19 protein-coding genes are annotated in these 25,406 nt (G+C 62.5%); 13 read left to right on the plus strand and 6 right to left on the minus strand.

Translation table 11 applies throughout. The annotated features are described in order from the left end of the window. Positions 1-358 precede the first annotated feature (358 nt). Entirely contained in the window at positions 359-2,605 is a 2,247-nt protein-coding gene (locus GWE18_RS07150) for a TOMM precursor leader peptide-binding protein (RefSeq protein WP_275185059.1), read from the plus strand. Between the two features lie 93 nt (positions 2,606-2,698). Next, positions 2,699-4,075: a SagB family peptide dehydrogenase gene (locus tag GWE18_RS07155; RefSeq protein ID WP_275185166.1), complete on the plus strand. Its 1,377-nt coding sequence runs from the start codon at positions 2,699-2,701 to the stop codon at positions 4,073-4,075. A 54-nt stretch (positions 4,076-4,129) separates the two neighbouring features. Here GWE18_RS07155 and GWE18_RS07160 read toward each other — a convergent pair whose 3' ends face one another. Both GWE18_RS07160 and GWE18_RS07165 read right to left on the minus strand, forming a co-directional pair. After that, on the minus strand, positions 4,130-4,570 hold the full coding sequence (locus GWE18_RS07160; protein WP_275185060.1) for a hypothetical protein: 441 nt from the start codon (positions 4,568-4,570) through the stop codon (positions 4,130-4,132). Between the two features lie 332 nt (positions 4,571-4,902). Next, positions 4,903-6,123, minus strand: coding sequence for a c-type cytochrome (locus GWE18_RS07165; RefSeq protein WP_275185061.1), 1,221 nt, complete (start codon positions 6,121-6,123; stop codon positions 4,903-4,905). A gap of 291 nt (positions 6,124-6,414) precedes the next feature. On the opposite strand from GWE18_RS07165, the gene GWE18_RS07170 reads away from it, so the two are divergent. Both GWE18_RS07170 and GWE18_RS07175 read left to right on the plus strand, forming a co-directional pair. After that, positions 6,415-9,921, plus strand: a complete 3,507-nt coding sequence (locus GWE18_RS07170; RefSeq protein ID WP_275185062.1) for an indolepyruvate ferredoxin oxidoreductase family protein — start codon at positions 6,415-6,417, stop codon at positions 9,919-9,921. Between the two features lie 192 nt (positions 9,922-10,113). Then, positions 10,114-11,097 (plus strand): transporter, encoded by a 984-nt coding sequence (locus GWE18_RS07175; RefSeq protein WP_275185063.1) that lies wholly within the window; start codon positions 10,114-10,116, stop codon positions 11,095-11,097. 442 nt (positions 11,098-11,539) lie between these two features. On the opposite strand, the gene GWE18_RS07180 is transcribed toward GWE18_RS07175, so the two are convergent. Together GWE18_RS07180 and GWE18_RS07185 are read right to left on the minus strand one after the other, a co-directional pair. Then, positions 11,540-12,565 (minus strand): ATP-grasp domain-containing protein, encoded by a 1,026-nt coding sequence (locus GWE18_RS07180; RefSeq protein ID WP_342804229.1) that lies wholly within the window; start codon positions 12,563-12,565, stop codon positions 11,540-11,542. Next, entirely contained in the window at positions 12,562-13,422 is an 861-nt protein-coding gene (locus GWE18_RS07185; RefSeq protein WP_275185065.1) for a putative zinc-binding metallopeptidase, read from the minus strand. Before GWE18_RS07185 ends, GWE18_RS07180 begins: the two co-directional genes overlap by 4 nt. 413 nt (positions 13,423-13,835) lie before the next feature. On the opposite strand from GWE18_RS07185, the gene GWE18_RS07190 reads away from it, so the two are divergent. From GWE18_RS07190 to GWE18_RS07225, 8 genes are all read left to right on the plus strand, one after another. Next, complete coding sequence (locus tag GWE18_RS07190; RefSeq protein WP_275185066.1) at positions 13,836-14,357, plus strand: GNAT family N-acetyltransferase; 522 nt, start codon at positions 13,836-13,838, stop codon at positions 14,355-14,357. Between the two features lie 824 nt (positions 14,358-15,181). After that, positions 15,182-16,330 carry a thiolase domain-containing protein gene (locus tag GWE18_RS07195; RefSeq protein ID WP_275185067.1) on the plus strand — a complete coding sequence of 383 codons (1,149 nt, stop codon included), beginning with the start codon at positions 15,182-15,184 and terminating at the stop codon, positions 16,328-16,330. Then, positions 16,330-16,719 (plus strand): Zn-ribbon domain-containing OB-fold protein, encoded by a 390-nt coding sequence (locus GWE18_RS07200; RefSeq protein WP_275185068.1) that lies wholly within the window; start codon positions 16,330-16,332, stop codon positions 16,717-16,719. Before GWE18_RS07195 ends, GWE18_RS07200 begins: the two co-directional genes overlap by 1 nt. A gap of 138 nt (positions 16,720-16,857) precedes the next feature. Then, positions 16,858-17,718, plus strand: coding sequence for a MaoC/PaaZ C-terminal domain-containing protein (locus GWE18_RS07205; protein ID WP_275185069.1), 861 nt, complete (start codon positions 16,858-16,860; stop codon positions 17,716-17,718). Between the two features lie 106 nt (positions 17,719-17,824). Beyond that, a complete protein-coding gene (locus GWE18_RS07210) occupies positions 17,825-18,703 on the plus strand; it encodes an SDR family oxidoreductase (RefSeq protein WP_275185070.1) in 879 nt (292 codons plus the stop codon). Positions 18,704-18,822: 119 nt separating this feature from the next. Continuing rightward, positions 18,823-19,779: a dihydrodipicolinate synthase family protein gene (locus GWE18_RS07215; RefSeq protein WP_275185071.1), complete on the plus strand. Its 957-nt coding sequence runs from the start codon at positions 18,823-18,825 to the stop codon at positions 19,777-19,779. A gap of 128 nt (positions 19,780-19,907) precedes the next feature. Then, positions 19,908-20,708 carry an NUDIX hydrolase gene (locus GWE18_RS07220; RefSeq protein ID WP_275185072.1) on the plus strand — a complete coding sequence of 267 codons (801 nt, stop codon included), beginning with the start codon at positions 19,908-19,910 and terminating at the stop codon, positions 20,706-20,708. A 168-nt stretch (positions 20,709-20,876) separates the two neighbouring features. Next, positions 20,877-23,558: a PAS domain S-box protein gene (locus GWE18_RS07225; protein WP_275185073.1), complete on the plus strand. Its 2,682-nt coding sequence runs from the start codon at positions 20,877-20,879 to the stop codon at positions 23,556-23,558. A gap of 17 nt (positions 23,559-23,575) precedes the next feature. On the opposite strand, the gene GWE18_RS07230 is transcribed toward GWE18_RS07225, so the two are convergent. Next, a complete protein-coding gene (locus tag GWE18_RS07230; RefSeq protein WP_275185167.1) occupies positions 23,576-23,926 on the minus strand; it encodes a GrlR family regulatory protein in 351 nt (116 codons plus the stop codon). A 240-nt stretch (positions 23,927-24,166) separates the two neighbouring features. Here GWE18_RS07230 and GWE18_RS07235 point away from each other — a divergent pair, with 240 nt between their 5' ends. After that, positions 24,167-24,616 (plus strand): hypothetical protein, encoded by a 450-nt coding sequence (locus GWE18_RS07235; protein WP_275185074.1) that lies wholly within the window; start codon positions 24,167-24,169, stop codon positions 24,614-24,616. A gap of 149 nt (positions 24,617-24,765) precedes the next feature. Here GWE18_RS07235 and GWE18_RS07240 read toward each other — a convergent pair whose 3' ends face one another. After that, the gene (locus GWE18_RS07240; RefSeq protein WP_275185075.1) at positions 24,766-25,161 is read right to left on the minus strand and encodes a VOC family protein; all 396 of its coding nucleotides are present in this window, start codon (positions 25,159-25,161) and stop codon (positions 24,766-24,768) included. Between the last annotated feature and the right edge of the window lie 245 nt (positions 25,162-25,406).

Here is a 25,406-nt window from a genome sequence, read left to right on the forward strand (position 1 = left end):
TGGTGGTTGCGGCGTTGGTTGGATAGGGCTGGGCGTGCCAGGCATAGGCATAGGCATAGGATGTGCAGGTTGCTGTGCATCTTGGGGCCGGTGCCGCTGGTGCTAGGCAACGACGCTTGCTGATTGTGTATCGACAAGCCACAATTTCATTGGCCGGACTCGCGATCGACCCGGCCAATTTCTTGTTTTCGTTGCACCGTTCGCCTGCCATCGGGGGCAGCTTGCCGATGACAAGCGAGTGTGTTCCAACTCAATCAAACAATTTCAGTCGACGTCGGTACATGAGTCCGATGGAACGACGGTTCGCGGTGCGCTGGCGATCTGAAATGACAGGCAAAAAAATCCGCGTGCTGCCCCGATGACAGCCAATCGCAAGAGCCGCGTTTCGAGGCAGACCAAGGACATCTTGCGATTCTCGCCGAACTTCACCGCCTATGTACTCCCTCCCGATGTGGTCTGCCTCTATTCCGAGAACCGAAAGTTCTTCCTGCACGGCGAGCTGTATTGTGCAGCTGCCAGGGCGATCGGAAAAAATGGAAAGTCTGCGCCAGAGATCGTTCGCCAGCTTTCGAAGAGCTTTCCGATCGACAATATCGAGGAAGCGATCAAGCGGCTGTTGGAGCGCCGATACGTCGTCGTTGCAGGAACATCGCATGCATTCGACGGCGCCGTCGCTGGATATTGGGCGAGCCTCGGCCTGCCTCCCGAGGTCGCGGAGCAGAATCTCCGCAATTGCCCCGTGCAGGTGGAATCGATCGATGTCAAAGGTGCCAAAGAACTTGCCGCGGCCTTGAGCAAACTCGGCGTTCAGATCGCCAAGCGTTCGCCCAAGCTCACGATCACGCTGGTGAACGACTATCTCGACCAGCGGCTGGCCGAGATGAACCTGCAACGCGTGGCCGCCAAGACGCCTTGGCTGCTGGTGCAGCCGTCCGGCGTGTTTCCGCTGGTGGGGCCTGTGTTCAAACCGGGCGAGAGCGCCTGCTGGAACTGTCTGTTCGATCGCATGATACGCAACCGGGAGATCAAGGGATTTCTCGACCGCGGACCCGCGCAGGCGGTCGCCGTATCGCCCCTGGTCAACGACAGCGTTGGACACACTGCATTTCACTTCGCTGCCGTCGAAATCACGAAAGCGATCGCCTCGGGCTTTCGCACCGATCTGCGCGATCACATTGCGAGCCTCGACCTGACTGGTGCGGTCATAGCCAAGCACTTTGTCGCGCGGCGCCCGCAATGTCAGACCTGCGGGAGCAAAAAACTGCAGAGTCCACGCCGGGCGGCGACGCCAATCGAAATCGCCGAAGGCAGCAAGCTCATCATGACCAGCGGTGGATATCGCACCGTAACCTCCCGGGCCACCGTAGCGCGCTTCCGCAAGCATGTAAGCCCGCTGACCGGCGTGGTTTCGCGGCTCGAGCGGATCGAGGTCGACCTGCCGATGAACACCAATTTTTTTGCCTACCACAATTTCTCTGCGCCGGCCCAAAGCGTCGATCAGCTCAGGTCCGGACTGAGCGGCGGCAGCTTCGGCAAGGGCTCCACGGCCGAGCAGGGCGAGGCCAGCGCGCTGATGGAGGCGATCGAGCGCTATTCGGGGATTTTCCAGGGTGACGAGATCAGGACGGCGCGCCGCTTCACCGATTTCGCTCCAGGCGACGCCCTTCACCCCAATGACATCCAACTTTTCAGCGAAACGCAGTTTCAAAACAGGCATGCCCAGCAGCCAGACGACTCACATCCGGTTCCTGAGCCGCTCGCCCCCTCGATGCGGACCGAGTGGTCGCCGGTCTGGTCGTTGCGCGACAAGTGTTTCAAATATCTTCCGACCGGTCTGCTCTACTTCTTTTATGGCGGCTTCCATACGGATTCCAACGGCTGCGCGGCCGGCAACACCCGCGAGGAAGCCATCGTTCAGGGCTTCCTCGAACTGATCGAGCGCGATGCCTACGCCATCTGGTGGTACAACCGGCTGCAGCGTGCCGAGCTCGACCTCAAGCAATTCGAGGATTCCTATGTCCGGGATCTGCAAGCCCAGTTTGCCGACGCCGGGCGCCGGCTGTGGGTGCTCGATGTCACCAGCGATCTCGGCGTTCCCACATATGTGGCGATCATGCACTGGATGCAGAACGGCCACGAGAATATCGAGTTCGGTTCCGGCGCGCATTTCGATCGCCGCATAGCCCTGCTGCGTTCGCTCACCGAGCTGACCCAGTTCATGTCGATTGGCATGATGGGCGGCGGCAGCGGCGAGAAGCCGACGCTTGACGGTGTCACGCCGCTGCGGCTGGAAGATTATCCGTTCCTGATCCCGGGCGACAAACCGATCGTACCGCCGGCTCCCGACTTAAAGGTTCACGACAATACGCGCGATCAGGTGAATGCATGTGTCGAGATCGCCACCCAGGCAGGTTACGATTTCCTCGTGCTCGACCAGACGCGGCCCGACGTTGAGGTCCCCGTCGTTCGCGTGCTTGTTCCGGGCCTGCGGCATTTCTATCGCCGCTTCGCACCGGGCCGGCTTTACGATGTTCCCGTGAGGCTTGGATTGTTGGATCGCCCGCGGCAGGAAAGCGAACTCACGCCGTTCCTGCCGCACACCTGAAAAGGGTCATCTGTGCGCGCTCCCCGGAAAAAGCCGACCAGGAAGATTGCGCCAGTCATCACCGCCCGATTGAACGGTCATTTCTCCCTGCAGATGCAGGCGGACGGAAGCATCGCCGCCTTCGTGGACGGCTATTCCGTCAATCTGGGACAATTGAGCACGGCCGCGATGGACCGCGCGCGGAGTCTGACTGACGGCCTGCCGCTCGCGTCTCTTGCCGGCAAGAGCGCCATCGCGAGGGAAGTTGATGTCCTGGTGCATCGGCTGGCGCGGCACGGGCTGCTCGAATATCGCCTGTCCTTTCCGCATGCCGGGCAGGATCTCGTGGTTATCGAGCCCCAGGTCCCCGAATACTGGCCGCAACGCGCAAAGCTAGGCGAGAGTGACACCGTCGTGCTGTCGCGCTTTGCTTATCTGCGCCGTCGCGGCAACGAGACGGTGCTGGAATCGCCGCGCGCCGGCGCGCTGTTTCGAATCGGCGATCCCGCCATTGCCGCCACCCTCGTTGCGCTGTCGCAGCCTCAGAAGATCAGCGGGCTTCGCCGCCACGTGGCGGCCTTCAACCTCGATCTGCTCGAACTGCTGCTGGATAGCCAGTTCCTGCTCAAGCTCAATGCGGAAAGCGGCGACGGCCTCCGGGTGAACGAAGGCGACGGCAATCTCGTTCTCTGGGATTTCCACGATCTCGTGTTTCACACGCGGAGTACCGAGGGCCGACAGGCCAATCCGGTTGGCAGCACCTTCGCCTATGCAAGCGTAGTTTCACCGCCGCCTGCGGTGCGTCCGCCTTGGCCCGGCAAGGAGATCGACCTGCGGAAATTGCCTACCTCGGATCCGATCTCGCCCTTCGCAAAGCTGTTGCGCGAACGCCATTCAGTCCGAGATTTCGATGACGAGAATCCGGTCACGCTCGCAGAACTCGCGCGCTTTCTCGACACCACAGCCCGCGTCCTGTCGGAATGGAAGAGCGACGCGAATTTCGAAGGCAGTCCTGAGATCACCTACAGCACAAGACCCTATCCGTCGGCCGGCAGTGCGTACGAACTGGAATTGTATCTGGCGGTCTCGAATTGCGAAGGGCTTGCACGCGGACTTTACCACTACGACGCGGGCGGCCACGCGCTGGTAGCGATCGGGGTCTCCGCACAGCAACTCCAGGCGCTTTCGGCGGCAGCCGAGTTTGCCATGGACGCACCTGGTCCGCCGCAGGTCCTGATCACGATCGCGGCGCGTTTTGGGCGGATCTCCTGGAAATACAGCTCAATCGCGTACTCGCTGATCCTTAAGGATGTCGGCAGCATGATCCAGACGTTCTACCTCGCGGCGACCGATATGGGCCTTGGTGGCTGCGCCATCGGCACCAGCAACATCGATCTGTTTGCAAAAATGACCGGGCTCGAATTCCATGTAGAGGGCCCGGTCGGTCAATTCGCGCTCGGACGCGGCAGGAAGCCGGAGGCCCCACGCTAGCGCATAAAAAACAGCGGGCCGGCTGGCCCGCTGCGCGTCATTTCGGATGATTTGTTACTGCTTGCTGGCCGGTGCGTTATCGGCCGGTGGCGTGGTCGACTTGTTCATGTCCGTGCTCGACTCAGGTGGAGCCGTCGGGCGGTTGGGCGCCGCGCCCGTGGTCGTGCCCGGCTGGTTGTTGCTGCGCGGTGTTACGTCACGCATGCCCGGAGGCGCCGTAGGGCTGGCCGGCTGCGTCTGCTGCGCTGTCTGGTTGGGCGGCGAGGTGCCTGCCTGGTTTACGGTCGTATTATTGAGACCATAGAACAGCGCTCCCAGCACGACTGCGATGGCAACGGCGAACATGGCGACCTTGGCGCCGCTCGGAGGGCCTTCGCCGAGTGCGGGATCGGCTTGCAAGTCATTATCGAGACTGTTGAGCCGGGCCTGATGGCGGATTTCTTCCTCGCTCAGGCCGGCGCGGTAGGGATCGTTCGGATTGGGTTGGTGTGCCATGAATGGGTTCCTCCGTTAGCATCCCAGAGTTAAGAATTGGCGCGATCAGATGTTCCGCGCCAAAGTTGCAACTCCGTAATGTTGGAACCGCTGATTCCCTCCGGTTCCGAATGAGAAACGCCGAAATTCGTCTTTACCCGCGATCGGCAAATTCACGCGCAATATACCAATCCTCATCTGAGGAGCCGCCAACGGGTCGCGCGAACGCGCGCCCGATGACGGGCTCCGCGGCGTCTCGAAGTATGCAGGTCAGTCTGTGGCCTCATGGTTCGCCCGGCGATGCGCAGCATCGTCCGGAGACGCGCGTTTCGCGCTCCTCGCCATGAGGGTTGCTACTTCGCTTGCCGCGCCTTCGCGACCTGCTCCGCCGTCACCAGCGGCGCCGCATTGCCCCAGGAATTGCGGATATAGTTCGTCACATCGGCAATCTGCTGGTCGGTCATCTTCGCGGCATAGCCCGGCATCGATCCCTTGTTGGGCGCGCGCGGCGTCGTCACGGTCTCGGCGCCGTCGAGAATGACGCGCAGCATGCTCAAGGCGTCAGCGGATTGCAGGTTGGCATTGCCAGGCAGTGGCGGATAGATCCGCGGCGCACCTGAGCCGTCGGCTTCGTGGCAGGCGATGCACGCGCCATTATAGAGCTTTTCGCCTTCCGCCATTTGCGCCGGCGAGGGTGGCGTGACCTTCGGCTCCGGCGCGCCCACAGGCAGGTCTTTCAGGTAAACCGCGATGGCGCGGACATCCGCATCGCTCATCTTCGAGGTCGAATTGACCACGACCTCCGACATCAGTTCGCCGGCATGGCTCCTGGCGTTGCGGCCGCTCTGCAGATACTCAGTGATGTCTTCCACGCTCCAGGATTTCAGGCCGCTGCGCTCGGCGCTGTCCAGCCGCGGCGCGAACATGCCCGCGACCCGCCCGCCGCCATAGGCCTGGCCGCGCTTGTCCGCGCCGAACATATTCTTCGGCGTATGGCAGGCGCCGCAATGGGCGACGCCCTCAACGAGATAACGGCCGCGATTCCACTCCGCGCTCTTCTGCTGGTCCGGCATCAGAATGCCGGGCTTGAAAAACAGCCAGTTCCAGCCGCGCATGACGACGCGATAGTTGAACGGCCAGCGCAGCTCGGGCGCACGCGCTGCATTGCTCACCGGCGCCAGCGTCGCCAGATAGGCGCGGATGGCGAGAATGTCCTGGCGCGTCAGCTTGGTGAAATTCGGATAGGGGAAGGCCGGGTAATAGCGCGATCCGTCGCGCGCCACCCCGAAGCGCAAGGCGCGGTAGAACTCGTCATCGCTCCAGGCGCCCAAGCCCGTCTCGCGGTCCGGCGTTAGATTGGGCGCATAGATACTGCCAAAGAGGGTGTCGATCCGCTTGCCCCCGGCGAACGGCTTGGCGGGATCGGCGGTGTGGCAGCTCGCGCAGTCGCCGGCGTCGGTCAGCGCCTTGCCGCGCGCGATATCCTCAGCGGTCGGCTCGGCCTCGGACTGGCCATGGGCTTCGCCGACTGCGAGCGCAGTGCACAAGAGCAAGCCGGCGAGAATCGTCCGCATCGTTCGACGTCGTCCCTGCACCAATTGGCCTCTTGGAACATTATAGCGCGAAAGCAAGCAGAGCGGGGGGGGCGTCATGCCATTTCGCGCCGGGGCTTGCCGACGACACAAACCGAAACGCTGCCCCGTTGCTGCCGGCACGAAGTTGCGATCTTTGGAAGCCCGGCTTTTGGGCCGAGATTTGTGGTGCGTCGGCTGGAAAATCCGACATAGACTGGTTCTAACAAGTTCAGGTGCCTACATAAAAAGCATCGCCGATCAATGCTCACGCCGGTGACAAAGAGGGCTTAAATGGGAATCAACCAGGGTCCGATCAGCCTCGATCAGAAATACACCCAAGGTACAGGCCACATTTTCCTGACCGGCATCCAGGCGCTGGTTCGCCTGCCGATGGCGCAGATCCGCCGCGACCGCGCCGCGGGGCTTAATACCGCAGGTTTCATCTCCGGCTATCGCGGCTCGCCGCTCGGCGGCTACGACCAGCAGCTTTTTGCCGCCCGCAAGCACCTCGAACAATACAACATCAAGTTCCAGCCCGGCGTGAACGAAGACCTCGCGGCCACCGCGATCTGGGGCTCGCAGCAGCTCAACCTTTCGCCCGGCGCCAAATATGATGGCGTGGTCGGCATCTGGTACGGCAAGGGGCCCGGCGTCGACCGCTGCGGCGACGTCTTCCGGCACGGCAATACGGCCGGTTCGGCGAAGAACGGCGGCGTGCTCGTGCTTGCCGGCGACGACCACGGCGCAAAATCCTCGACCGTCCCGCATCAGTCGGACCATGCCTTCATCTCCGCACTGATGCCGTATCTCTATCCCTCCAGCATCCATGAAATGATCGAGATGGGCCTGCTGGGTATCGCGATGTCGCGCTACTCCGGCTGCTGGGTCGGCATGAAAGTGATCACCGAGACGGTCGAGACAACCGCCGAGATCGATCTCACCGACGAGATGACGCCGTTCGCGATCCCGACAGATTTCGAGATGCCGCCGGGCGGCCTCAATCTGCGCTGGCCGGACGACCGCTACGCACAGGACCTGCGCCTGCAGGACTACAAGGGCTATGCCGCGATCGCCTTTGCCCGCGCCAACAAGATCAACCGCGTCACCATGGATTCGCCGAATGCCCGCTACGGCATCATGGCGTCAGGCAAGAGCTACGAGGACATCCGTCAGGCGCTGCGCGAGCTGGGGATTACCGAGGAAGTCGCCGCCAAGATTGGCCTCAGGCTTTACAAGATCGGCATGCCCTGGCCACTGGAGCCGGAAGGCGTGCGGCAGTTCGCCGTCGGCCTCGAGGAAATCTTCATCGTCGAGGAGCGCCGCGAGATCGTCGAGAACCAGGTCAAGCAGGAGCTGTTCAATTGGCGTGACGACGTCCGCCCGCGCATCGTCGGCAAGATGGACGATCATGACAAACGCTTCCTGACCTTTGCCGCGGAGCTTTCCGTCGCCTCGCTTGCGAGCTCGCTGACGGAACGATTGCTTCGACTTAATCTCAATCCCGAAATCGCCGCGATGCTTCGCGCCAAGGCCGACTGGTTCAACGGCCGGCAGGCGACCCAGATGCAGGCTGTCGCACCCGTCACCCGCACGCCGTATTTCTGCTCGGGCTGCCCGCACAACACCTCGACCAAGGTGCCGGAAGGCAGCCGCGCCTTTGCCGGCATCGGCTGTCATTTCATGGCGCTGTGGATGGACCGCAACACCGAAACCTACACCCACATGGGAGGCGAGGGCGTGCCGTGGGTCGGCGTCGCACCCTTCACCAAGGAAGAGCACGTGTTCGCCAATCTCGGCGACGGCACCTACTTCCACTCCGGCAGCCTGGCGATCCGGCAGGCGATCGCCTCCGGCGCCAACATCACCTACAAGATCCTCTACAACGATGCGACCGCGATGACCGGCGGCCAGCATGTCGACGGCGAATTGTCGCCGCAGCAGATCACCTTCCAGCTTCACGCCGAAGGCATCCGCAACATCTATCTCGTCTCGGAAAACCCCGACGCCTATCCGGCGTCCGAGATCGCGCCCGGCGTCAAGACCGCGCATCGCGACGAGCTGCAGGACGTCATGTTGACCTGCCGGACGCTCAAGGGCACCTCGGCGATCGTCTTCGTGCAGACCTGCGCGGCCGAAAAGCGCCGCCGCCGCAAGCGCGGCCTGATGGAGGACCCGGCGCGCCGCGTCATGATCAATCCGGCGGTGTGCGAAGGCTGCGGAGACTGCTCCGTGCAGTCGAACTGCATTTCGGTCGAGCCTTTGGAAACCGAGATGGGCCGCAAGCGCACCATCAACCAGTCGACATGCAACAAGGACTATTCGTGTCTGAAGGGCTTTTGCCCGTCCTTCGTCACTATCGACGGCGGCAAGCCGCGCCGCCGCGCGCCGGCAAGCCTTGATGGTACAGGTCTCGGCGACATCGGCGATCTGCCGGAACCGGCCTCGTTCCCGTCGCTGGAACGGCCCTACAACATCGCGGTCGGCGGCGTCGGCGGCACCGGTGTGCTGACGATCGGCGCGCTGCTCGGCATGGCCGCGCATATCGAGGGCAAGGCCAGCATGATCCTCGACATGTCCGGCCTCGCGCAAAAAGGTGGTGCGGTGCTCAGCCACGTCCGGCTCTCGGAGCATACCGCTGACGTCACCTGTTCGCGCATCGTCACCGGCACCGCCGATCTCGTGATGGCCGCCGACGAGGTGGTCGCCGCCGCCAAGGACACCATCACGCTCTGCGAAGCCAGCCGTACCGTCGGCGTCATCAACACCCACGTCATTCCGACCGCCGACTTCATCCTCAACCGCGACTTCAACTTCCAGAGCCGCAAGGTCAACCACGTGCTGGAGACCGAGCTGCGCAAGGATTCCTCGTTCTACGATTTCACCAAGCCGGCCGAAGCGCTGCTTGGCGATTCCATCGCCACCAACATCATGATGCTGGGCTACGCCTATCAGAAGGGCCTGCTGCCGCTTTCGGCAAAGGCAATTTTGCAGGCGATCGAGGTCAATGGCGTCTCGATCAAGATGAACACGCAAGCCTTCCAGCTCGGCCGTCTCGCCGCGGCCGATCCGGCGCGGCTTGAAGCCATGATGAAGGGGCAGGACGAGACCGTCGCGCCCAAGACGCTGGATGCGATGACGCTCGACGAGATCATCGCGCATCGCAGCGCATTCCTGACCGATTATCAAAATGCCGCGCTCGCCGAGCGCTATCGCAGCCTCGTGAAGCGGGTCCGCGACGCCGCCGCCGACGGCGGCTATGGCGACGCGCTGCCACGGGCTGTTGCGATCAATTACGCAAAACTGCTCGCTTACAAGGACGAGTACGAAGTCGCGCGGCTGTTCACCGACGGCAAATTCGAAAAACAGCTTCGCGACCAGTTCGAAGGCGACTTTAAATTCAACTTCAACCTGGCGCCGCCGATCCTCGGCGGCGGCCTCGATGCGCTCGGCCGCCCGAAGAAGCGCGCGTTCGGCGCGTGGATGATGCCGGTGTTCCGGACGCTGGCAAAACTGCGCGGCCTGCGCGGCACGCCGTTCGACATTTTTGGTTACAGCCCCGACCGCAAGCTCGAGCGCGACCTGATCGCAGGCTATGAGAAGGACGTCGCCACCGTGCTCGGCCTCTTGTCACCGATCACGCACGATACCGCGGTCGAAATTCTCTCGCTGCCCGATCGCATCCGCGGCTATGGCCCGGTCAAGGAGAAGGCGGTAGCGGACGCGAAAGCGCGCTACGCGCAACTCGCCTCCGACCTCGTCAACCCGCCACCCGCGCCACGCCAGATCGCAGCGGAGTAGGCGGCCGTAGGGTGGACAAAGACGCGAAGCGTCGTGCCCACCATCGCTCAACGATCGCGGTGCCAAATGGTGGGCACGCTTCGCTTTGCCCACCCTACGGGGTTGTCTCCAGAGCTTGGATGGAGTGTAGTCGTCATCAGCTTGTCACTGCGTTGACGCATTGCCTGCTTCACACCAGCAACGGGTTAGCGGATGGACCAGGCCCTCGCCGATATCGGCATCATCTCCGCCTATCGCTTCGCGGGCGACGGCTCCGCGACGAAGCTCGACGTCGCCAACCTCGATGCGGAACTCGCCGATCCGCACGGCTGGCTGTGGCTGCATTTCAATCTGTCCAATCGTCGCTGCCACGACTGGCTCGCCGGGAGTGCGCGGCTGTCCGATGTCGCGCGCGAGACCCTGATTGATGCCGATGAGCATATCCGGCTCGATATCTTCGACGAGGAGATCGCCGGCGTTTTGCCCGATCTGCATCAGGAGTTCATGCAGGAGGGCGACGATCTCCTGCGGGTGCACTTTGCGATTTCGTCGAAGCTGATGATCACCGCCCGGCGCAAGCCGCTGCGCGCGATCGAGCTGACACGGCGTGCGATCGATAGCGGCCGCAAGTTTCCTACCCCGGTGTCGCTGTTCGATGCGATCGTCGACCAGTTCGCCGATGTGATCGGACGCTATTCGGCGGGCCTCGGCGACGAGCTCGACATCGTCGAGGATCATGTCCTGCACGACGAGATCGACGAAGAGCGATTGCGGCTCGGCCGCGTGCGCCTGCAGGCGATCCGCACGCGGCGGCAGCTCTCGCAGATCCGGGCGCTGTTTCACCGCCTGGAGACGCGCGAGGACGTCGAATCCGAAACCCTGCTGTCGGCGATGCGCAAGCTTGCGCAGAAGTTCGACGCGCTCGACTACGAGTTCAGCGCGATCTATGAGCGCGCGCGGCTGCTGCAGGACGAGATCGCCGGCCGCATGACGGCGATCACCAACCGCCGCCTGTTCACGCTGTCGGTCCTGACCGCGTGCATGCTGCCCTCGACGCTGGTCACCGGCTTCTTCGGCATGAACACCAAGGACATGCCGTTCCAGGACGGCGACGGCGGCACCTGGTATGCGCTTCTGATGGTGATCGCCGCGGGAGCACTGACCTGGTGGCTGCTCAGGCGGACCAAGGCGTTGTAGCTGCGCAGGGTGGGCAAAGGCGCAAAGCGCCGTGCCCACCATTCATCAACATTGGCGGTGCTTGATGGTGGGCACGCGGAGCCTGTCATCGGGCGCGCATTCGCGCGACCCGATGGCTTGCTCACCATACGCGCTGGACCTGTATGCTCGTGTGCACACTTCCTTGTGCACATTGCACACGAGACCGCGGGTGCAGCGCGCACCCGGTCTTCCCTGCGCCCTCTCGTCATGGAGGGGGGTGATGATGAGCAGAACTCGGACAAAACATGTCGCGAGAATGAGAACGCGTAGCTGCTGAGCGAAAATGTCGAACCCTCACCCTGAGGAGGCCGCAACGCGGCCGTCTCGAAGGGCGAGGGCCACCAGCGGGGCCTTCATCCTTCGAGACGCGCGTTCCGCGCTCCTCCGTTTCGCATGGGAATCTCTCTTCCGCATAGCTGTCTCAGCCTATGGATGCGCCGGCGTTTGTCCGGCTTATTCCGAGCGCCAGAATGCGGTGCAAGAGGCGCGGGTAATCAAGTCCGTCATGCCGGGCCGCTGTAGCGAACTCCTGGCTCTTCGCGATTTCGGGATTGGGGTTCGCTTCAATGAAATACAGGGTACCGTCGGCAGAGAGGCGAAAGTCGATGCGCGCGTATCCATCGAGCCCCAGTGTTCGGTAGATGCGTTTCGCTGTTCGCTGAATGCGAGCGCGTACCTCCGGCGCAAGGTTCTTGGCCGGCCCATCTGCAATTCCCACGCGCTCCTGATAACCGGGATCGTGTTTGACCTTCTCGGTGGCTATGGCCTGGCCGCCCATGGTGCCGAATTTCAATTCCCAAACCGGCAACACTCGCAACCGATTGTTGCCGAGCACGCCGACATAGAGCTCACGTCCCTCGATATATTGCTCGGCGATCGCGGCGGTTCCGATCCGCTTGTGGACGAAGGCGACGCGCTCTGTGAGCTTCTCGTCCGTATCGACGACGGATGCCTGCGAGATACCCCGGGAGCTATCCTCGTTCAGGCTCTTGACGATCAACGGCAGCGCAAGACGCGCAGGGCGTTTGACCTTTCGGCGCATCGGGAATACGGCGAAGGCCGGCACCGCGATCCGGCGATGGTGCACCAATGTCTTGGACAGATCCTTGCCGCGCGCCAAGATCAGACCACGCGGGTTACACCCGGTATACGGGATCTGCATCAGTTCAAGATAGCTTGCGACGTGCTGGTCATACGTTGGCTCGTTGTGAAACTGCTCCAGCAACGTGAATACCACGTGCGGCTTGAAACTTTCGATCGCCTCGCGCACCGGCTTGATTTCTTCCTGCGCACCGAGCGGGCGAACATCATGGCCGGCCGCACGCAAGGTGCTCACGACGTCGTATTCTGTTTTCCATTCGTTGATTTGCCGCGCAGTGTATCCGCCGGTGGAATCCGGGGGCACGAAGTCCGGATGCATGAGCACCAGAACGCGCAGGCGTCTCATAGCGCGATCCATTTTCGCCGCGAAGGACCGAACAGCGCGTGCATGGTCTTGGCGGTCAACAGGACGGTGAAGTCAGTAACAAGCTTCCGATCGGAGCCGACAGCGCGCAGATTGAGCTCTCGGCAGCGGGAGATCATGTCGTCAAGTACAGCATCAAGCGTAAGCTGGTTCTCGCCCGTCCACCGCGCGACCAGCCGCCTGAAGTGGGCGCGGTGCCGCCTGATGAATGCAGAAGCCGGCTGCCCCCGGCGATGCCGCGGATCGGCGGAAAAGAGCCGGGAGAGGTCGCGGTCGTAAGTCTTCGGTGGCCTGAAGGCGTAGAACGCCTGCTTCTTTTTATAGTGGTCGCCGAGTGTCTGGCTGAGCTCATGCAGCGGATCGACACGCTCCCGCGTCGTGACCAGCGGCCGCTTCCCGGCGATTTCCTCCATCAGTTCGTCGACATATTCGAGCTTCTTCAGCGCTGGCCAGCCGGCATAGCGCGTCCGCCAGTTCGAACGCGGCCGCAGCCACACCGCGAAGGTTTCAGCGAAATCCTCGTCCGGATGGCTCTGCGCGTACCAAAGCCGCAGATGCTGGACATATTGCCGGCTGGCTGGATTGGGCCGGTAGTAGCGCGGGTAGTGTTTTGAGGACCGGCCGAACAGCTGCTGCCAACGCCGGCGGCGCTGCAGCTGATAGCCGTGCTGGATGGCATGGCCTGCCTCATGGCGGAGGATGGCCATGCATTCGGACCAGGTGCCGCCCTCGACGTCGAGCATCATTTTCTTCTCGAGCCTCATCAGGCGGGGATGGCTGAGATAGAATGGGATGGCAATGCCGGGCACATCTGCCGGACTAAACCATTCGCTCGACATCCATGTATGTGGCCGCAGCCGGATCCCCCGCTCTTCGAGCTCTCCATAAAGAGTGCTGATACAATCCTCGAGCCAAGTGCCTTCGACCGCAACCCTCAGACTACTGAGGCGTTGCTGGAGCAACTGCTCATCCGATAGCTTTTCCCAAGCATATTTCCGGCGGGGCATAGGCATCTAGAAGTCATAACAACTCGGTACTCAGATGGTGTCATAGGATGCTGCTGACAACAACCGCCGAGTCTCCGCGGCGCGCCGTTGTGCGACCCACGTCGGCTTTGCGCGTCGGTTTGACCGTACACCGACCACTTCCGCTCGACCCCCGCCGGCAAGTCTCAAAGGTGCACAAGAGCGTACACGTCCTGAATGGACGACTTTGTACGCCCCATGGATCATGTTACTAATTTTGAGTGGATATGAATTTTAGAATAAGACGAGCTTCTCAAGATGATGCCGGTGAGGTTGCCCGGATTCATATCGAAGCCACTTGCGCAGCCTACCGGGATATCTACACAGTTGAGTACCTCAACGGCCTTTCAGTTGAAGACCGTGCTTACCGGTGGATTGAAAAGGATAAGGGGCATCTGGCTATTGGTAGGCCGTTCGGTGTGTTCGCTGCATTTGACGACGACGTGATGATTGGTTTTGCGGATGTCAGACCAACTAGTGAGAATGGTGTCGCGGAACTTTACGCGATTTACCTAGATCCCGATTATATCGGGAAAGGCGCAGGCAGAGCTCTCTTGGAGGCGTGCATCGACTACGCCACTAGCAATGGTTTTAGAGCCATGAGAGCAACCGTATTAAGCAGAAATTCTGTAGCACGCGCATTTTATGAGCGCACAGGTGCGCGAGCGGTAACGGAGACCGAAAGATTGATAGAAACAGGCGGGACTAAGGAAAAGGTCATTTCTTATCTTTGGGCAAGTTTGAGCTAAGGGACAGGCCGGGTGCGCGACAGCGCGACCCGCTAATCCAAACCCATGAAACCCGCTGCGCGCAAAAACGAATTTCACCAGCCGATTCAACGCGATTTGGGCTGTCCAGATGGCGCGGCAAAAACATATCGCTTCTCATTTCCCCCAAATCAGCTCCATCTTTGCGCCATCCCGCCTCATCGAAGAGGGACGTACGCGTCGTCACGATACGTGGAGTGCGGGTTGCGGTGGACGCGATGGCGTTGCGCGCGCGAGGCGTTGCAGGGCGACCTCAAGCTTTGTCTTGTGGCTGTGAGCGATTGATCCGCGCAGGACGAGCGACGTTGTTGCGTACGGCAAAACCGTGTGGTCCTGGCACCCGTGGCTGGTGTCAAGCTGTCGGAGGCTTTTCGAATCCAACCGGGTTCGATGGGCCGTCAATCCGGCAGCGACGGAGGCAAGAGGAATTCGTCTCCGGGGAGAGCACGGCATAAGCCGTCAAACCATTGCACAGGGAAGGCCGGATGCTCTCCGCTGGACCTGTATGCTCGTGTGCGCACTTCCTTGTGCACATTGCACACGAGACCGCGGGTGCAGCGCGCACCCGGTCTTCCCTGCGCCCTCTCATCCCTGAGGGGGCAAGCGATCAGGCACAACTCGGGCGCGTCGCGTCGCGAGACGCACTGGCATATTCGGGCTTACGACCTGATACGATTTCCGCCGATAATCATCCCGACTTGAGTCCAGTCGCTACTGTCTCGCTCTGCGGAATATTTCGGCGCTTGCCAAGGGGGCGGCGACAGGCCAGAAAAAACCTGGAAGAAGAAACGCCAACGGAGAACGATTTGACCATCAAAGGCAAAGCCTACATTGCCGGGATCTACGAGCATCCCACCCGGCACGCACCCGACAAATCAACTGCGCAACTCCATGCCGAGGTCGCCAAGGGTGCGATCGAGGATGCCGGCCTCACCAAAGCCGATATCGACGGCTATTTCTGCGCCGGCGACGCCCCGGGCGGCCTTTGGCCGATGGTCGATTACCTCGGATTGAAGGTGCGCCACGTCGATTCCACCGAGACCGGCGGCTGTTCCTATTTGATCCATCTCGGCCACGCCGCAGAGGCGATCGCGGCGGGCAAATGCTCGATCGTGCTGGTGACGCTGGCCGGCAAGCCGCGCACCGGACCGATGCCGCCGCGCGCCGCCGGGCCGGAAGCCGATTTCGAGGTAGCCTATGGGGCGACCACCCACAATGCCTACGGCATGTGTGCCATGCGCCATATGCACGACTATGGCACCACCAGCGAACAGCTCGCCTGGATCAAGGTCGCGGCTTCCCATCACGCCCAACACAACCCGCACGCGATGCTGAGGGAAGTCGTCACGGTCGAGGACGTCATCAACTCGCCGATGATCTCGGACCCGCTGCACCGGATGGATTGCTGCGTCGTCACCGACGGCGGCGGCGCGATGATCGTGACCACGCCGGAGATCGCGAAAAGCCTGAAGAAGCCGCTGGTGCGGCTGATCGGTCATGGCGAGGCGATGAAGGGCCCGCGCGGCGGCAAGGATCTCGATCTCACATATTCCGCCGGCGTCTGGTCCGGCCCGCGCGCCTTCGAGGAGGCGGGCGTCACGCCAAAGGACATCAAGTACGCCTCGATCTATGACAGCTTCACCATCACCGTGCTGATGCAGCTCGAAGACCTCGGCTTCTGCAAGAAGGGCGAGGGCGGCAAGTTCGTATCCGACGGCAATTTGATTTCCGGCGTCGGCAAGCTGCCGTTCAACACCGATGGCGGCGGCCTCTGCAGCAATCACCCGGTCAACCGCGGCGGCATGACGAAAATTCTCGAGGCTGTCAGGCAATTGCGCGGTGAAGCGCATCCGAAGGTGCAGGTGCTGAATTGCGATCTCGCGATCGCCCACGGTACCGGCGGACTTCTCGGCGTGCGTCACGCCGCCTCAACCTGCATTCTGGAGCGCGTGTGATGGCTGAAACGAAAAAGTATCCGGCGCCGGTGACCAATCCGGAAACCGCAGAGTTCTGGGAAGCGGCCAAGGCCGGCAAGTTCCTGATCAAGCGCTGCACCGCTTGCGGCGAGGCGCACTACTTTCCGCGCTCGATCTGCCCGTTCTGTTTCTCCGACAAGACGGAGTGGGAAGAAAGCTCAGGTGAAGCCACGATCTACACCTACAGCCTGATGCGCAAATCGCCCACCGGTCCGTACGCGATCGCCTATGTCACGCTGAAGGAAGGCCCGTCGCTGCAGACCAACATCGTCGATTGCGATCTAACGAGCCTGAAGATCGGCCAGAAGGTGAAGGTGGTGTTCAAGCCAACCGACGGCGCGCCACTGCCGTTCTTCACGCTGGCGTAGCGTTATTGGCGGCGCTGCGCGCCAAACAACAGGTCGTCATCCCCGCGTAGGCGGGGATCCAGTAAACGCCGGTGATTACTGGATGCCCGCCTGCGCGGGCATGACAGATGAGAACGAATTCGGGAGAGGACGATCGCGATGCCGATCAACTACGAACAGCTCATGGCCCTGAAAAATCTCGGCCAGAAATACGCCTACACCGATCGGGAGGTGATGCTTTACGCCTACGGCATCGGCATGGGTGCCGATCCCATGGACGAGAAGGAATTGGCTTACGTCAACGAAGGCACGCTGACGCCGCGTCCGCTGAAGGTCGTGCCGACCTTCGCCTCGGTGGCGGCGTGGGGCGCAGGTCCCGGCGAAATGAACCTCAACCGCGTGATGGTGGTCGACGGCGAGCGCGACATCACCTTCCACAAGCCGCTGCCGAGTGCCGCGAAGATCACGGCCGACTCGACCGTGCTCGACGTCTTCGACAAGGGCAAGGACAAGGGCGCGGTCATCCGCCACCAGACCGTGCTGAAAGACGAAAATGGCGAGAAGCTGGCTACGCTGGTGGCTTCGCGCTTCGCCCGCGGCGATGGCGGGTTTGGCGGACCTTCGGAAGGCCAGCCCGAGCCGCACAAGGTGCCGGAGCGCGCGCCCGACCGGATCGTGGACATCACGACACGGCCGGACCAGGCGCTGGTCTATCGCCTCTGCGGCGATCGCAACCCGCTGCACTCTGATCCGGAGTTCGCCAAGAAGGCCGGCTTTCCGCGGCCGATCCTGCACGGCATGTGCACCTACGGCATCACCTGCCGCGGCGTGCTGCAGACCTACGCCGACTACGACCCGTCCGCCTTCAAGCAACACGTCGCGCGCTTCTCGTCGCCGGTCTATCCTGGGGAGACCGTAACGATGGAGCTGTGGAAGGATGGCAATATCGTCTCGTTCGAAGCCAAGGTGAAGGCGAGGGGCGTCGCTGTCATCAAGAATGGCAAGACGGTGCTGGGCTAACATTCCCGTCATTCCGGGATGGTCCGAAGGACCAGACCCGGAATCTCGAGATTCCGGGTTCGCTTCGCGCCCCGGAATGACGGAGGAACGTAAGGGAGATGAAACCATGGGACTGCTCGACGGCAAGGTTGCCATCATCACCGGTGCGGGCGGCGGGCTCGGTGAGGCCTACGCAAAACTGTTCGCGCGTGAGGGCGCGGCGGTTGTGGTCAACGACCTCGGCGGACCGCGCGACGGCTCCGGGGCCGACGTTTCGATGGCGCAGCTGGTGGTCAATGCGATCAAGGAGGAGGGCGGCTGCGCGGTCGCCAACGGCTCCGACATCTCGACCATGGCCGGCGGCCAATCGGTGTTCGACGACGCCATCAAGAATTTCGGCCGCGCCGACATCCTGGTGAACAATGCCGGCATCCTGCTCGACGAGACCTTTGCCAAGGCCAAGGAAGCCAACTGGGACAAGGTGATCAGGGTGCATCTCAAAGGCACTTTTTGCTGCACCCAGCCGGTGTTCAAATGGATGCGCGAGAACGGCGGCGGCGTCATCGTCAACACGTCCTCGACCTCGGGCCTGATCGGCAATTTCGGCCAGACCAATTACGGCGCCGCCAAGGGCGGTATCTGGGGACTGTCGAACGTGCTGGCGATCGAGGGCCGCAAATACAATATCCGGATCTGGACGCTGGCCCCAGGCGCGCTGACCCGCATGACCGCAGACCTGCCGCGCTATAAGGAAAACCCCGGCGCCGCCCTGGGGCCGGACGGCATCGCGCCGGCCGTGCTATACATGGTCAGCGATCTCTCGGGCGACCAGACCGGCAAGGTGCTCGGCGTCTCCGGCCCGCGCGGCGTGCGGGAGATGCGGATGATGGAAATGGAAGGCTGGAAACCCCCGTTCACGGGATGGAAGGCCGAGGATATCGTGACCCACGCCAAGGAGATCTTCTTTTCCGAAGAGCAGATCAAGATGGGCGCGCGAAGGTTTTGAGTAGCTGTATTCCGGGGCACGCGAAGCGTGAGCCCGGAATCCATGCTACCACGGACAAATGGATTCCGGGCCTGCGCCTGTCGGCGCATCCCGGAATGACGAGAGGATAGAGGCACTAAATGACAAAACTCACCGCCCAGGCCGCGGGCACCTTTGCGATCGCGCCGACGCCGTTCCACGATGACGGCCGCATCGACGAGAAATCTATCGACCGGCTGACCGATTTTTACGCCGAAGTCGGCTGCGACGGCGTCACCGTGCTCGGTATTTTGGGTGAGGCGCCCAAACTCGACGCCGCAGAGGCCGAGCAGGTCGCGGTTCGCTTCGTCAAGCGCGCCAAGAACATGCAGATTATCGTCGGCGTCTCGGCGCCGGGTTTTGCCTCGATGCGCTCGCTGGCGAGGGCGTCGATGGATGCGGGAGCTGCCGGCGTGATGATCGCGCCGCCGCCTCACTTACGCACCGACGATCAGATTACGGGCTATTTCAAGCAGGCGCAGGAAGCGATCGGCGATGACATTCCCTGGGTGCTGCAGGATTATCCGCTGACGCTCAACGTCATCTTCACGCCCGCGGTGATCCGCAAGATCGTGATGGACTCGCCGTCCTGCGTGATGCTCAAGCATGAGGACTGGCCGGGCCTGGAGAAGATCACAACGCTCCGCAATTTCCAAAAGGATGGCTCGTTGCGGCCGCTCTCTATTCTGGTCGGCAATGGCGGACTGTTCCTCGATTTCGAAATGGAGCGCGGCGCCGACGGTGCCATGACCGGCTATGCATTCCCCGAACTGCTGATCGACGTCGTCAAACTGTCGAAGGCCGGCAAGCGCGACGCTGCGCACGACCTGTTCGACGCCCATCTGCCACTGATCCGCTACGAGCAGCAGCCCGGCGCGGGCCTGTCGGTGCGCAAATACGTGCTGCAGAAGCGCGGCATCATCTCCTCCAGCGCGCAGCGCAAGCCCGGCGCCACCATCACGGCGACCGCAAAGGCTGAAGTCGATTATCTGTTGTCGCGGGTGGCGCGCGTCGATCGCCGTGCCAATCTGCAACCGCAATCTAGCGCGGCGGGCTGATTGTCCCTCATGGTGAGGAGCCGCGAAGCGGCGTCTCGAACCACGAGGCCCCGGTGCTTCCCAATCATCCTTCGAGACGCGGCCCGAAGGCCGCTCCTCAGGATGAGGATCTGAGGAGTAAAACTGTTATGGCCGAAGCCGTCGCCCCGCGTCCCGCGTCCACCATCCTGCTGCTCCGCGACAGCACTGACGCCAAGGAGATCGAGGTCTTCATGATGGTTCGCCATTATGAGATCGATTTCAATTCCGGCGCGCTGGTATTTCCTGGCGGCAGCGTCGACAAGGGCGACAAGGAGATCATCGCGAAATCAGAACTCTATTCGGGCGGCGAAGGGCTCGACGAGGCCACGCTGAGCTTCCGCATCGCCGCGATCCGCGAAACCTTTGAGGAGAGCGGCATCCTGCTGGCGCGTCCGAAAGGATCGCAGGCGCTGGTCGATGCCAAACGCGCCAGCGAGATCGAAGCCGCGCATCGCGCCGACCTTTGCGACGGCAAGATCAGCTTCCTCAAGGTGCTCTCCGATAACGGCATGGTGCTGGCGCTCGATGAGCTCGTGCCCTATGCGCACTGGATCACGCCGGAGGGCATGCCCAAGCGGTTCGACACCTGGTTCTTCCTCGCCGCCGCGCCGCCGGAACAGGTCGGCGCCCATGACGGCAAGGAATCGACCGACTCGATCTGGATCTCGCCGCGCGAGGCGCTGGAGGGCGGTGAGAGCGGGCGCTTCAAGCTGCCGTTCCCGACCACCCGCAACCTGATCAGGCTCGGCAAGCAGGCAAGCGTAAAGGCGGCGCTGGACGACTCCAGAGGCAAATCCGTCGTTACCGTCACGCCGGTCATGACCAGGAACAATGGCGGCCGCCAGCTCCGCATTCCCCTCGAAGCCGGCTATGACGGCGAGGTGTTCGAGGTCGGCTCGGTCGGGTGACGCTCGCAACCGCCTCACGGTCTGCGGGGGCGCCCTGGCAAGGTTAATGCGCCGCCGGGTGCGGCTGCGGCCGGGCCCGGAAGGCCGATTCTGGCCGATTTCGACATGTTCCCCACGGCCCGAAATACATCGTATATTGCGCCCTGTAGGAGCCCGGCCCCGACCAACATGACCGCTGAAACGCCGCCGAATTCGCTGCCGCCGCGATCGTTCTCGCTTTCGATCGGCCAACTGACATTCGGCAGTTTCATGCTGGTGCTGGCGGTGATCATCATCACCTCGACCGCCAGCGTCATCGCCATCCGCCACATCGACTCGACCTTTGCCGAGCTGCAGCGGCTGCAGAGCGTCGGCGATCTGGCCGAGGACATCGACCGCCGCATGAACGAATTGCGGCTCGCCGCGCGGGATTTCGTCACCGACCCCGGCAACCAGTCGGTCCAGGTCGGCGAGGCCGCAACCGCACTTGGCGAGGTCCTCAAGAAGACGCGGCTGGAGCTCGCTCCCGAGCAGCAGGACATGATCGACGGCGTCACCGAGCGCCTGGCGACCTACCGCAGCGGCATCGAGCGGATTTCCGCGCTGATCAACCGCCGCGCCGAAATGATCGTCGCGTTGCCGCCTTTGCGCGAAAAATTCGATGCCGCGATCGCCGAAGCGTCCGATCCCCAGATGGCGATGGCCCTGTTGCAGACCCAGAGCCGCATCGCCTCGGCGTTGCTGGCGCATAACCCTTCGGCTGCCGAACAGGCTGCGGAAAGCATGCGCTCGATGACGATCGCGGATCCGACGCTGCGCGCGGTCGTCGACGATTATGCGCTGGCGATCGTCAACATATCGATCCGGGAACGGCAGATCTCCGACATCGACAGGGAAGTGCTGGGCGCGGAGGGCCGCTTAATCCAGCGCGTGACGGAATTGCTGCGCGACGTCAGCGAGCGACGGGGGCGCGTTCTCTCCCGCGATTTTGCGCGGACGCTGACCGAAGCCAAGTGGCAGAGCATCGTTCTCGGCACCGCCGGTGTCCTGATCGGGCTCTTTGCCTCGCTGCTGGTGGTTCGCCGCACCGTGCGTCCGCTTGCCGCGATCGCAACCTCGATCCGTGCGGTGGCCGGCGGCGAGAAGAGCGCCTCGATCCCCGCGACCGACGTGGACAACGAGATCGGCGACATTGCCCGTGCCGCCGAAGTATTCCGGCAGACGCTGGTCGATGCCGACACCGCGCGCGAGGCGGCAGTGCGCGCGCTCGCCGAGCAGCGGCTTGCCGAGGAAAGTTACCGCAAGTTGTTCGAGTCCTCGGTCGACGGGATTTACGTCACGACGCCAGGCGGTGCGCTGCTCAACGCCAACCCGGCGCTGGCACGAATGATGGGCTATGCCACGCCGCATGATCTGATCAGCGGCATCGGCGACATCGCCGATACCATCTACGTCCATCCCGAGGCGCGGACGGAATACGAGCGGCTGATGCAGCGCGACGGCATGGTCCGTGAATACGAGTACCAGGTTCGCACGCGCAACGGCTCGGTGCTCTGGCTCTCGGACAGCGCGAGCGCCGTGCACAACGAGGCCGGCGTCATCATTCGCTACGAGGGCACGGTGCGCGACATCACCGACCAGAAACGCGCCGAGGATGCGATCGCCGAAGGCCGCCGTTTGCTGCAAATGGTGATCGACACCGTGCCTGCGGTCATCAACGTCAAGGACAGGCAGCTCCGCTACGTCCTGATGAACCGCTATATGGCCGGCATTTTCGGGGTCGAGCCGGGAGATGCGATCGGCCGCACCACCGCCGAGTTGATGTCGCGCTACGGCGCGGAAAAGACCGACGAACCCGACAAGCGGGTGCTGGCGGCCGGCAAGGAGCTCGGCTTCTACGAGGAGGAATACAGGGACGCCGGCGGCCATATGCGCCAATGGCTGGTCAACAAGCTGCCGATCCTCGATGCGGCCGGCGAGATCGAGAACATCGTCACGGTTGCGCTCGATATCGGCGAGCGCAAGCGCGTCGAATCCGAGATGCGCAAGGCCAAGGATGCGGCGGAGGGGGCGCTGCGGAACTTGCGTGAGACGCAGAATTCGCTGATCGAGGCGGAAAAACTCGCCGCATTGGGACGGCTGGTGGCCGGCGTGGCCCACGAGGTCAACAATCCCGTCGGCATCAGCCTGACGGTCGCCTCCGCGCTGGAGCGCAAGACGTCGAATTTTGCGGCGGAGGTCGCCCGCGGCGCGCTGCGGCGCTCGAGCCTGAACGATTTTCTCGAGACCAGCCGCGATGCATCCTCGCAGCTCGTAGCCAATCTCAACCGCGCCGCCGAACTGATCCAGTCGTTCAAGCAGGTCGCCGCCGACCGCAATTATTCGGACCAGCGCTCTTTCGATCTCGGCGACCTCACCGAGCAGGTGGTGATGAGCCTGCGGCCCGGCCTGCGCAAACACAATCTGACGCTCAATGTCGAGTGTCAGCCCAATCTGATCATGAACAGTTACCCCGGTCCCTACGGACAGGTGCTCACCAACCTGTTCCTCAATTCGGTGGCGCATGCCTTTCCGGACGGCAAACCCGGCACGGTCGATATCCAGGTGCGGGAGTCCGGCAAGGACAATGTCGAGATCATCTTCTCCGACAATGGATGCGGCATGAGCCTCGACGTCCGCCGCCGCGCCTTCGATCCGTTCTTCACCACGCGGCGCGATCAAGGCGGCACCGGGCTTGGCCTGCACATCGTCTACAGCATCGTGACGACACGCCTTGGCGGCAGGCTCGACCTCGATTCGGAGCCGGGCGGCGGTACGCGCATCCAGATCATCCTGCCGCGAACGGCGCCGCTGGAGCAGGCGGCGGAGTAGCCGAACGTTCGATCGAGCTAGTTGATATCTGCGAGCTTGTGCAACGTGGCGCCGAAGATCTGGCTTGCTTTGCCGACGAGCGCGGTTCCGTTCATGGTGCCACGCGTGTCGGTGAAGGTTCCGGACACGCCGATGCCGACCGGACTTGGCCCGCCGAACAGGGGATTGTCATTGTCGCGCGGTGTGGTGTGCCGCTGCACCAGCACCTCGCCCTTGAAGGTATCGCCCTTCACCGTATAGCTGCCGGTGTAATACAGATAGGCATCGCCGCCGAGGATCTGGCCGTCCCGGAACAGAATGACACCGCTGCCCTTGCCGATGCGCCCATCCAGCAGGGTGACGTGGATCGAATACAGCCCATTCTTCATGACGTCCCAGATGCCGGCCGTCGCGCCCACGCAAGGCCGGTGTCAAGGGTTATGCCAAAGCGTGGCCCGCACCGTCAACGCGTCAGGTTGCCTGCCAATTCCCGTGCAGGAGGCAAACCCGAAGCGTTCCACCCCGACGTGACACAAGGATGACAGGCGGCGTGGACCGAATCAAATTGGCCCGCGAAATGCATAGCTCGGTTTGGCACCGGCCGGCGGGTGCTGGAGCAAGAGAAACAGGTGACCAACTGGATGAATTCCGGCGGCCACGTGCCGCGCCCATATGCAGAGAATAGCAATCTTGAAACGACGGGTCGTCATCGCGCGGGCCGCTGGAAAAAGCCGCTGATCGTCGGCGGGGTGTTGCTGATGTTGCCGTTGGTCGCCGACCTCGGCGAGGCCCGCGATCCCGATGGCCGCTATGCCAACTCGCCGCTGAAGCAGTGGTTCGACAGTCTCAGAAGCGGGAAGGGACCATGCTGTTCCGACGCAGACGGCAGCGCCGTCAGCGACGTGGATTGGGAATCGAAAAGCGGGCACTACCGCGTTCGCATCGACGGCGAGTGGCATGACGTGCCTGAGGATGCCGTCATCACCGAGCCGAACCGGGTAGGGCGAACCATGGTCTGGCCGATCCGCGGCTATCAGGGATTGAGCATCCGCTGCTTCATGCCGGGATCGATGACGTGAGCAACTATCAATCCTCATCCTGAAGGAGCCGCGTGAGCGGCGTCTCGAAGGATGTAGGCCGCGCTGCGGCCTCATGGTTCGCCCGGCGATGCGCAGCATCGTCCGGAGACGCGCGTGCCGCGCTCCTCACCATGAGGATCAAGCGGTGCTCACGCGTACTTCTTGTCGCGCTCGAGCAACTCGATCGAAATGCCCTGCGGGCCGCGGATGAAGCAGATGCGCACGCCGGGCCGGATGGTAGTCGGTTCCTTCGTGAACTCGACGCCCTTGGCCTTGATCTCGGCGGCGACCGCGTCGATGTCCTTCACCGTCAGCCCGAAGTGGTCGAGCCCCTGATAGGGCGTCACTGGCGGTGTGTTGACGCCATCGCCGGCGGTGACGGGTGCGATGAATATGTTGGCGCCGCCGAGCTTGACGTCGATCCGCCCTGGGCCACGGACGATCTCGCCGCCCAGAACGTCTTCCAGCCAGGCCGCGGTCGCTTCGGGATCGGGGCTGCGCAAATGGACGTGGTCCCAGGTAACTGCCCAATTAACGGTCGGCATCTCGATCTCCCTATTGTTCTTGTTGCGCCTCTAAAGCCGGCGTGTGATGCGGCGCAGCCAATCTAGCTGCCAGGCATCCACAATTCCATCCCGTGAACCTTCCGCTGCCGCCGCAATATTGTCGAGGTGGCGTGAAACCATTTCTGCTTTGGATGATTGTTGACGCGCGGCGGGATCCGTACAGCGGCGGTCGTGACAAGAGCCGTACGGGAAAACGCCCGTAAGGCTTTTTTCATGCGCGGCGC

Source organism: Bradyrhizobium sp. CSA112 (assembly GCF_029051645.1).
Taxonomy (GTDB): domain Bacteria; phylum Pseudomonadota; class Alphaproteobacteria; order Rhizobiales; family Xanthobacteraceae; genus Bradyrhizobium.

Excerpts from the sequence above, each read along its gene's own strand:
- GWE18_RS07225 (WP_275185073.1), top strand. The coding sequence starts at position 20,877 with ATGACCGCTGAAACGCCGCCGAATTCGCTGCCGCCGCGATCGTTCTCG.
- GWE18_RS07170 (WP_275185062.1), top strand. The coding sequence starts at position 6,415 with ATGGGAATCAACCAGGGTCCGATCAGCCTCGATCAGAAATACACCCAA.
- GWE18_RS07200 (WP_275185068.1), top strand. The coding sequence starts at position 16,330 with ATGGCTGAAACGAAAAAGTATCCGGCGCCGGTGACCAATCCGGAAACC.
- GWE18_RS07240 (WP_275185075.1), bottom strand. The coding sequence starts at position 25,161 with ATGCCGACCGTTAATTGGGCAGTTACCTGGGACCACGTCCATTTGCGC.
- GWE18_RS07150 (WP_275185059.1), top strand. The coding sequence starts at position 359 with ATGACAGCCAATCGCAAGAGCCGCGTTTCGAGGCAGACCAAGGACATC.
- GWE18_RS07185 (WP_275185065.1), bottom strand. The coding sequence starts at position 13,422 with ATGTCGAGCGAATGGTTTAGTCCGGCAGATGTGCCCGGCATTGCCATC.
- GWE18_RS07190 (WP_275185066.1), top strand. The coding sequence starts at position 13,836 with ATGAATTTTAGAATAAGACGAGCTTCTCAAGATGATGCCGGTGAGGTT.
- GWE18_RS07210 (WP_275185070.1), top strand. The coding sequence starts at position 17,825 with ATGGGACTGCTCGACGGCAAGGTTGCCATCATCACCGGTGCGGGCGGC.
- GWE18_RS07165 (WP_275185061.1), bottom strand. The coding sequence starts at position 6,123 with ATGCGGACGATTCTCGCCGGCTTGCTCTTGTGCACTGCGCTCGCAGTC.
- GWE18_RS07220 (WP_275185072.1), top strand. The coding sequence starts at position 19,908 with ATGGCCGAAGCCGTCGCCCCGCGTCCCGCGTCCACCATCCTGCTGCTC.
- GWE18_RS07160 (WP_275185060.1), bottom strand. The coding sequence starts at position 4,570 with ATGGCACACCAACCCAATCCGAACGATCCCTACCGCGCCGGCCTGAGC.
- GWE18_RS07180 (WP_342804229.1), bottom strand. The coding sequence starts at position 12,565 with ATGAGACGCCTGCGCGTTCTGGTGCTCATGCATCCGGACTTCGTGCCC.
- GWE18_RS07155 (WP_275185166.1), top strand. The coding sequence starts at position 2,699 with ATGCAGGCGGACGGAAGCATCGCCGCCTTCGTGGACGGCTATTCCGTC.
- GWE18_RS07215 (WP_275185071.1), top strand. The coding sequence starts at position 18,823 with ATGACAAAACTCACCGCCCAGGCCGCGGGCACCTTTGCGATCGCGCCG.
- GWE18_RS07205 (WP_275185069.1), top strand. The coding sequence starts at position 16,858 with ATGCCGATCAACTACGAACAGCTCATGGCCCTGAAAAATCTCGGCCAG.
- GWE18_RS07175 (WP_275185063.1), top strand. The coding sequence starts at position 10,114 with ATGGACCAGGCCCTCGCCGATATCGGCATCATCTCCGCCTATCGCTTC.
- GWE18_RS07230 (WP_275185167.1), bottom strand. The coding sequence starts at position 23,926 with ATGAAGAATGGGCTGTATTCGATCCACGTCACCCTGCTGGATGGGCGC.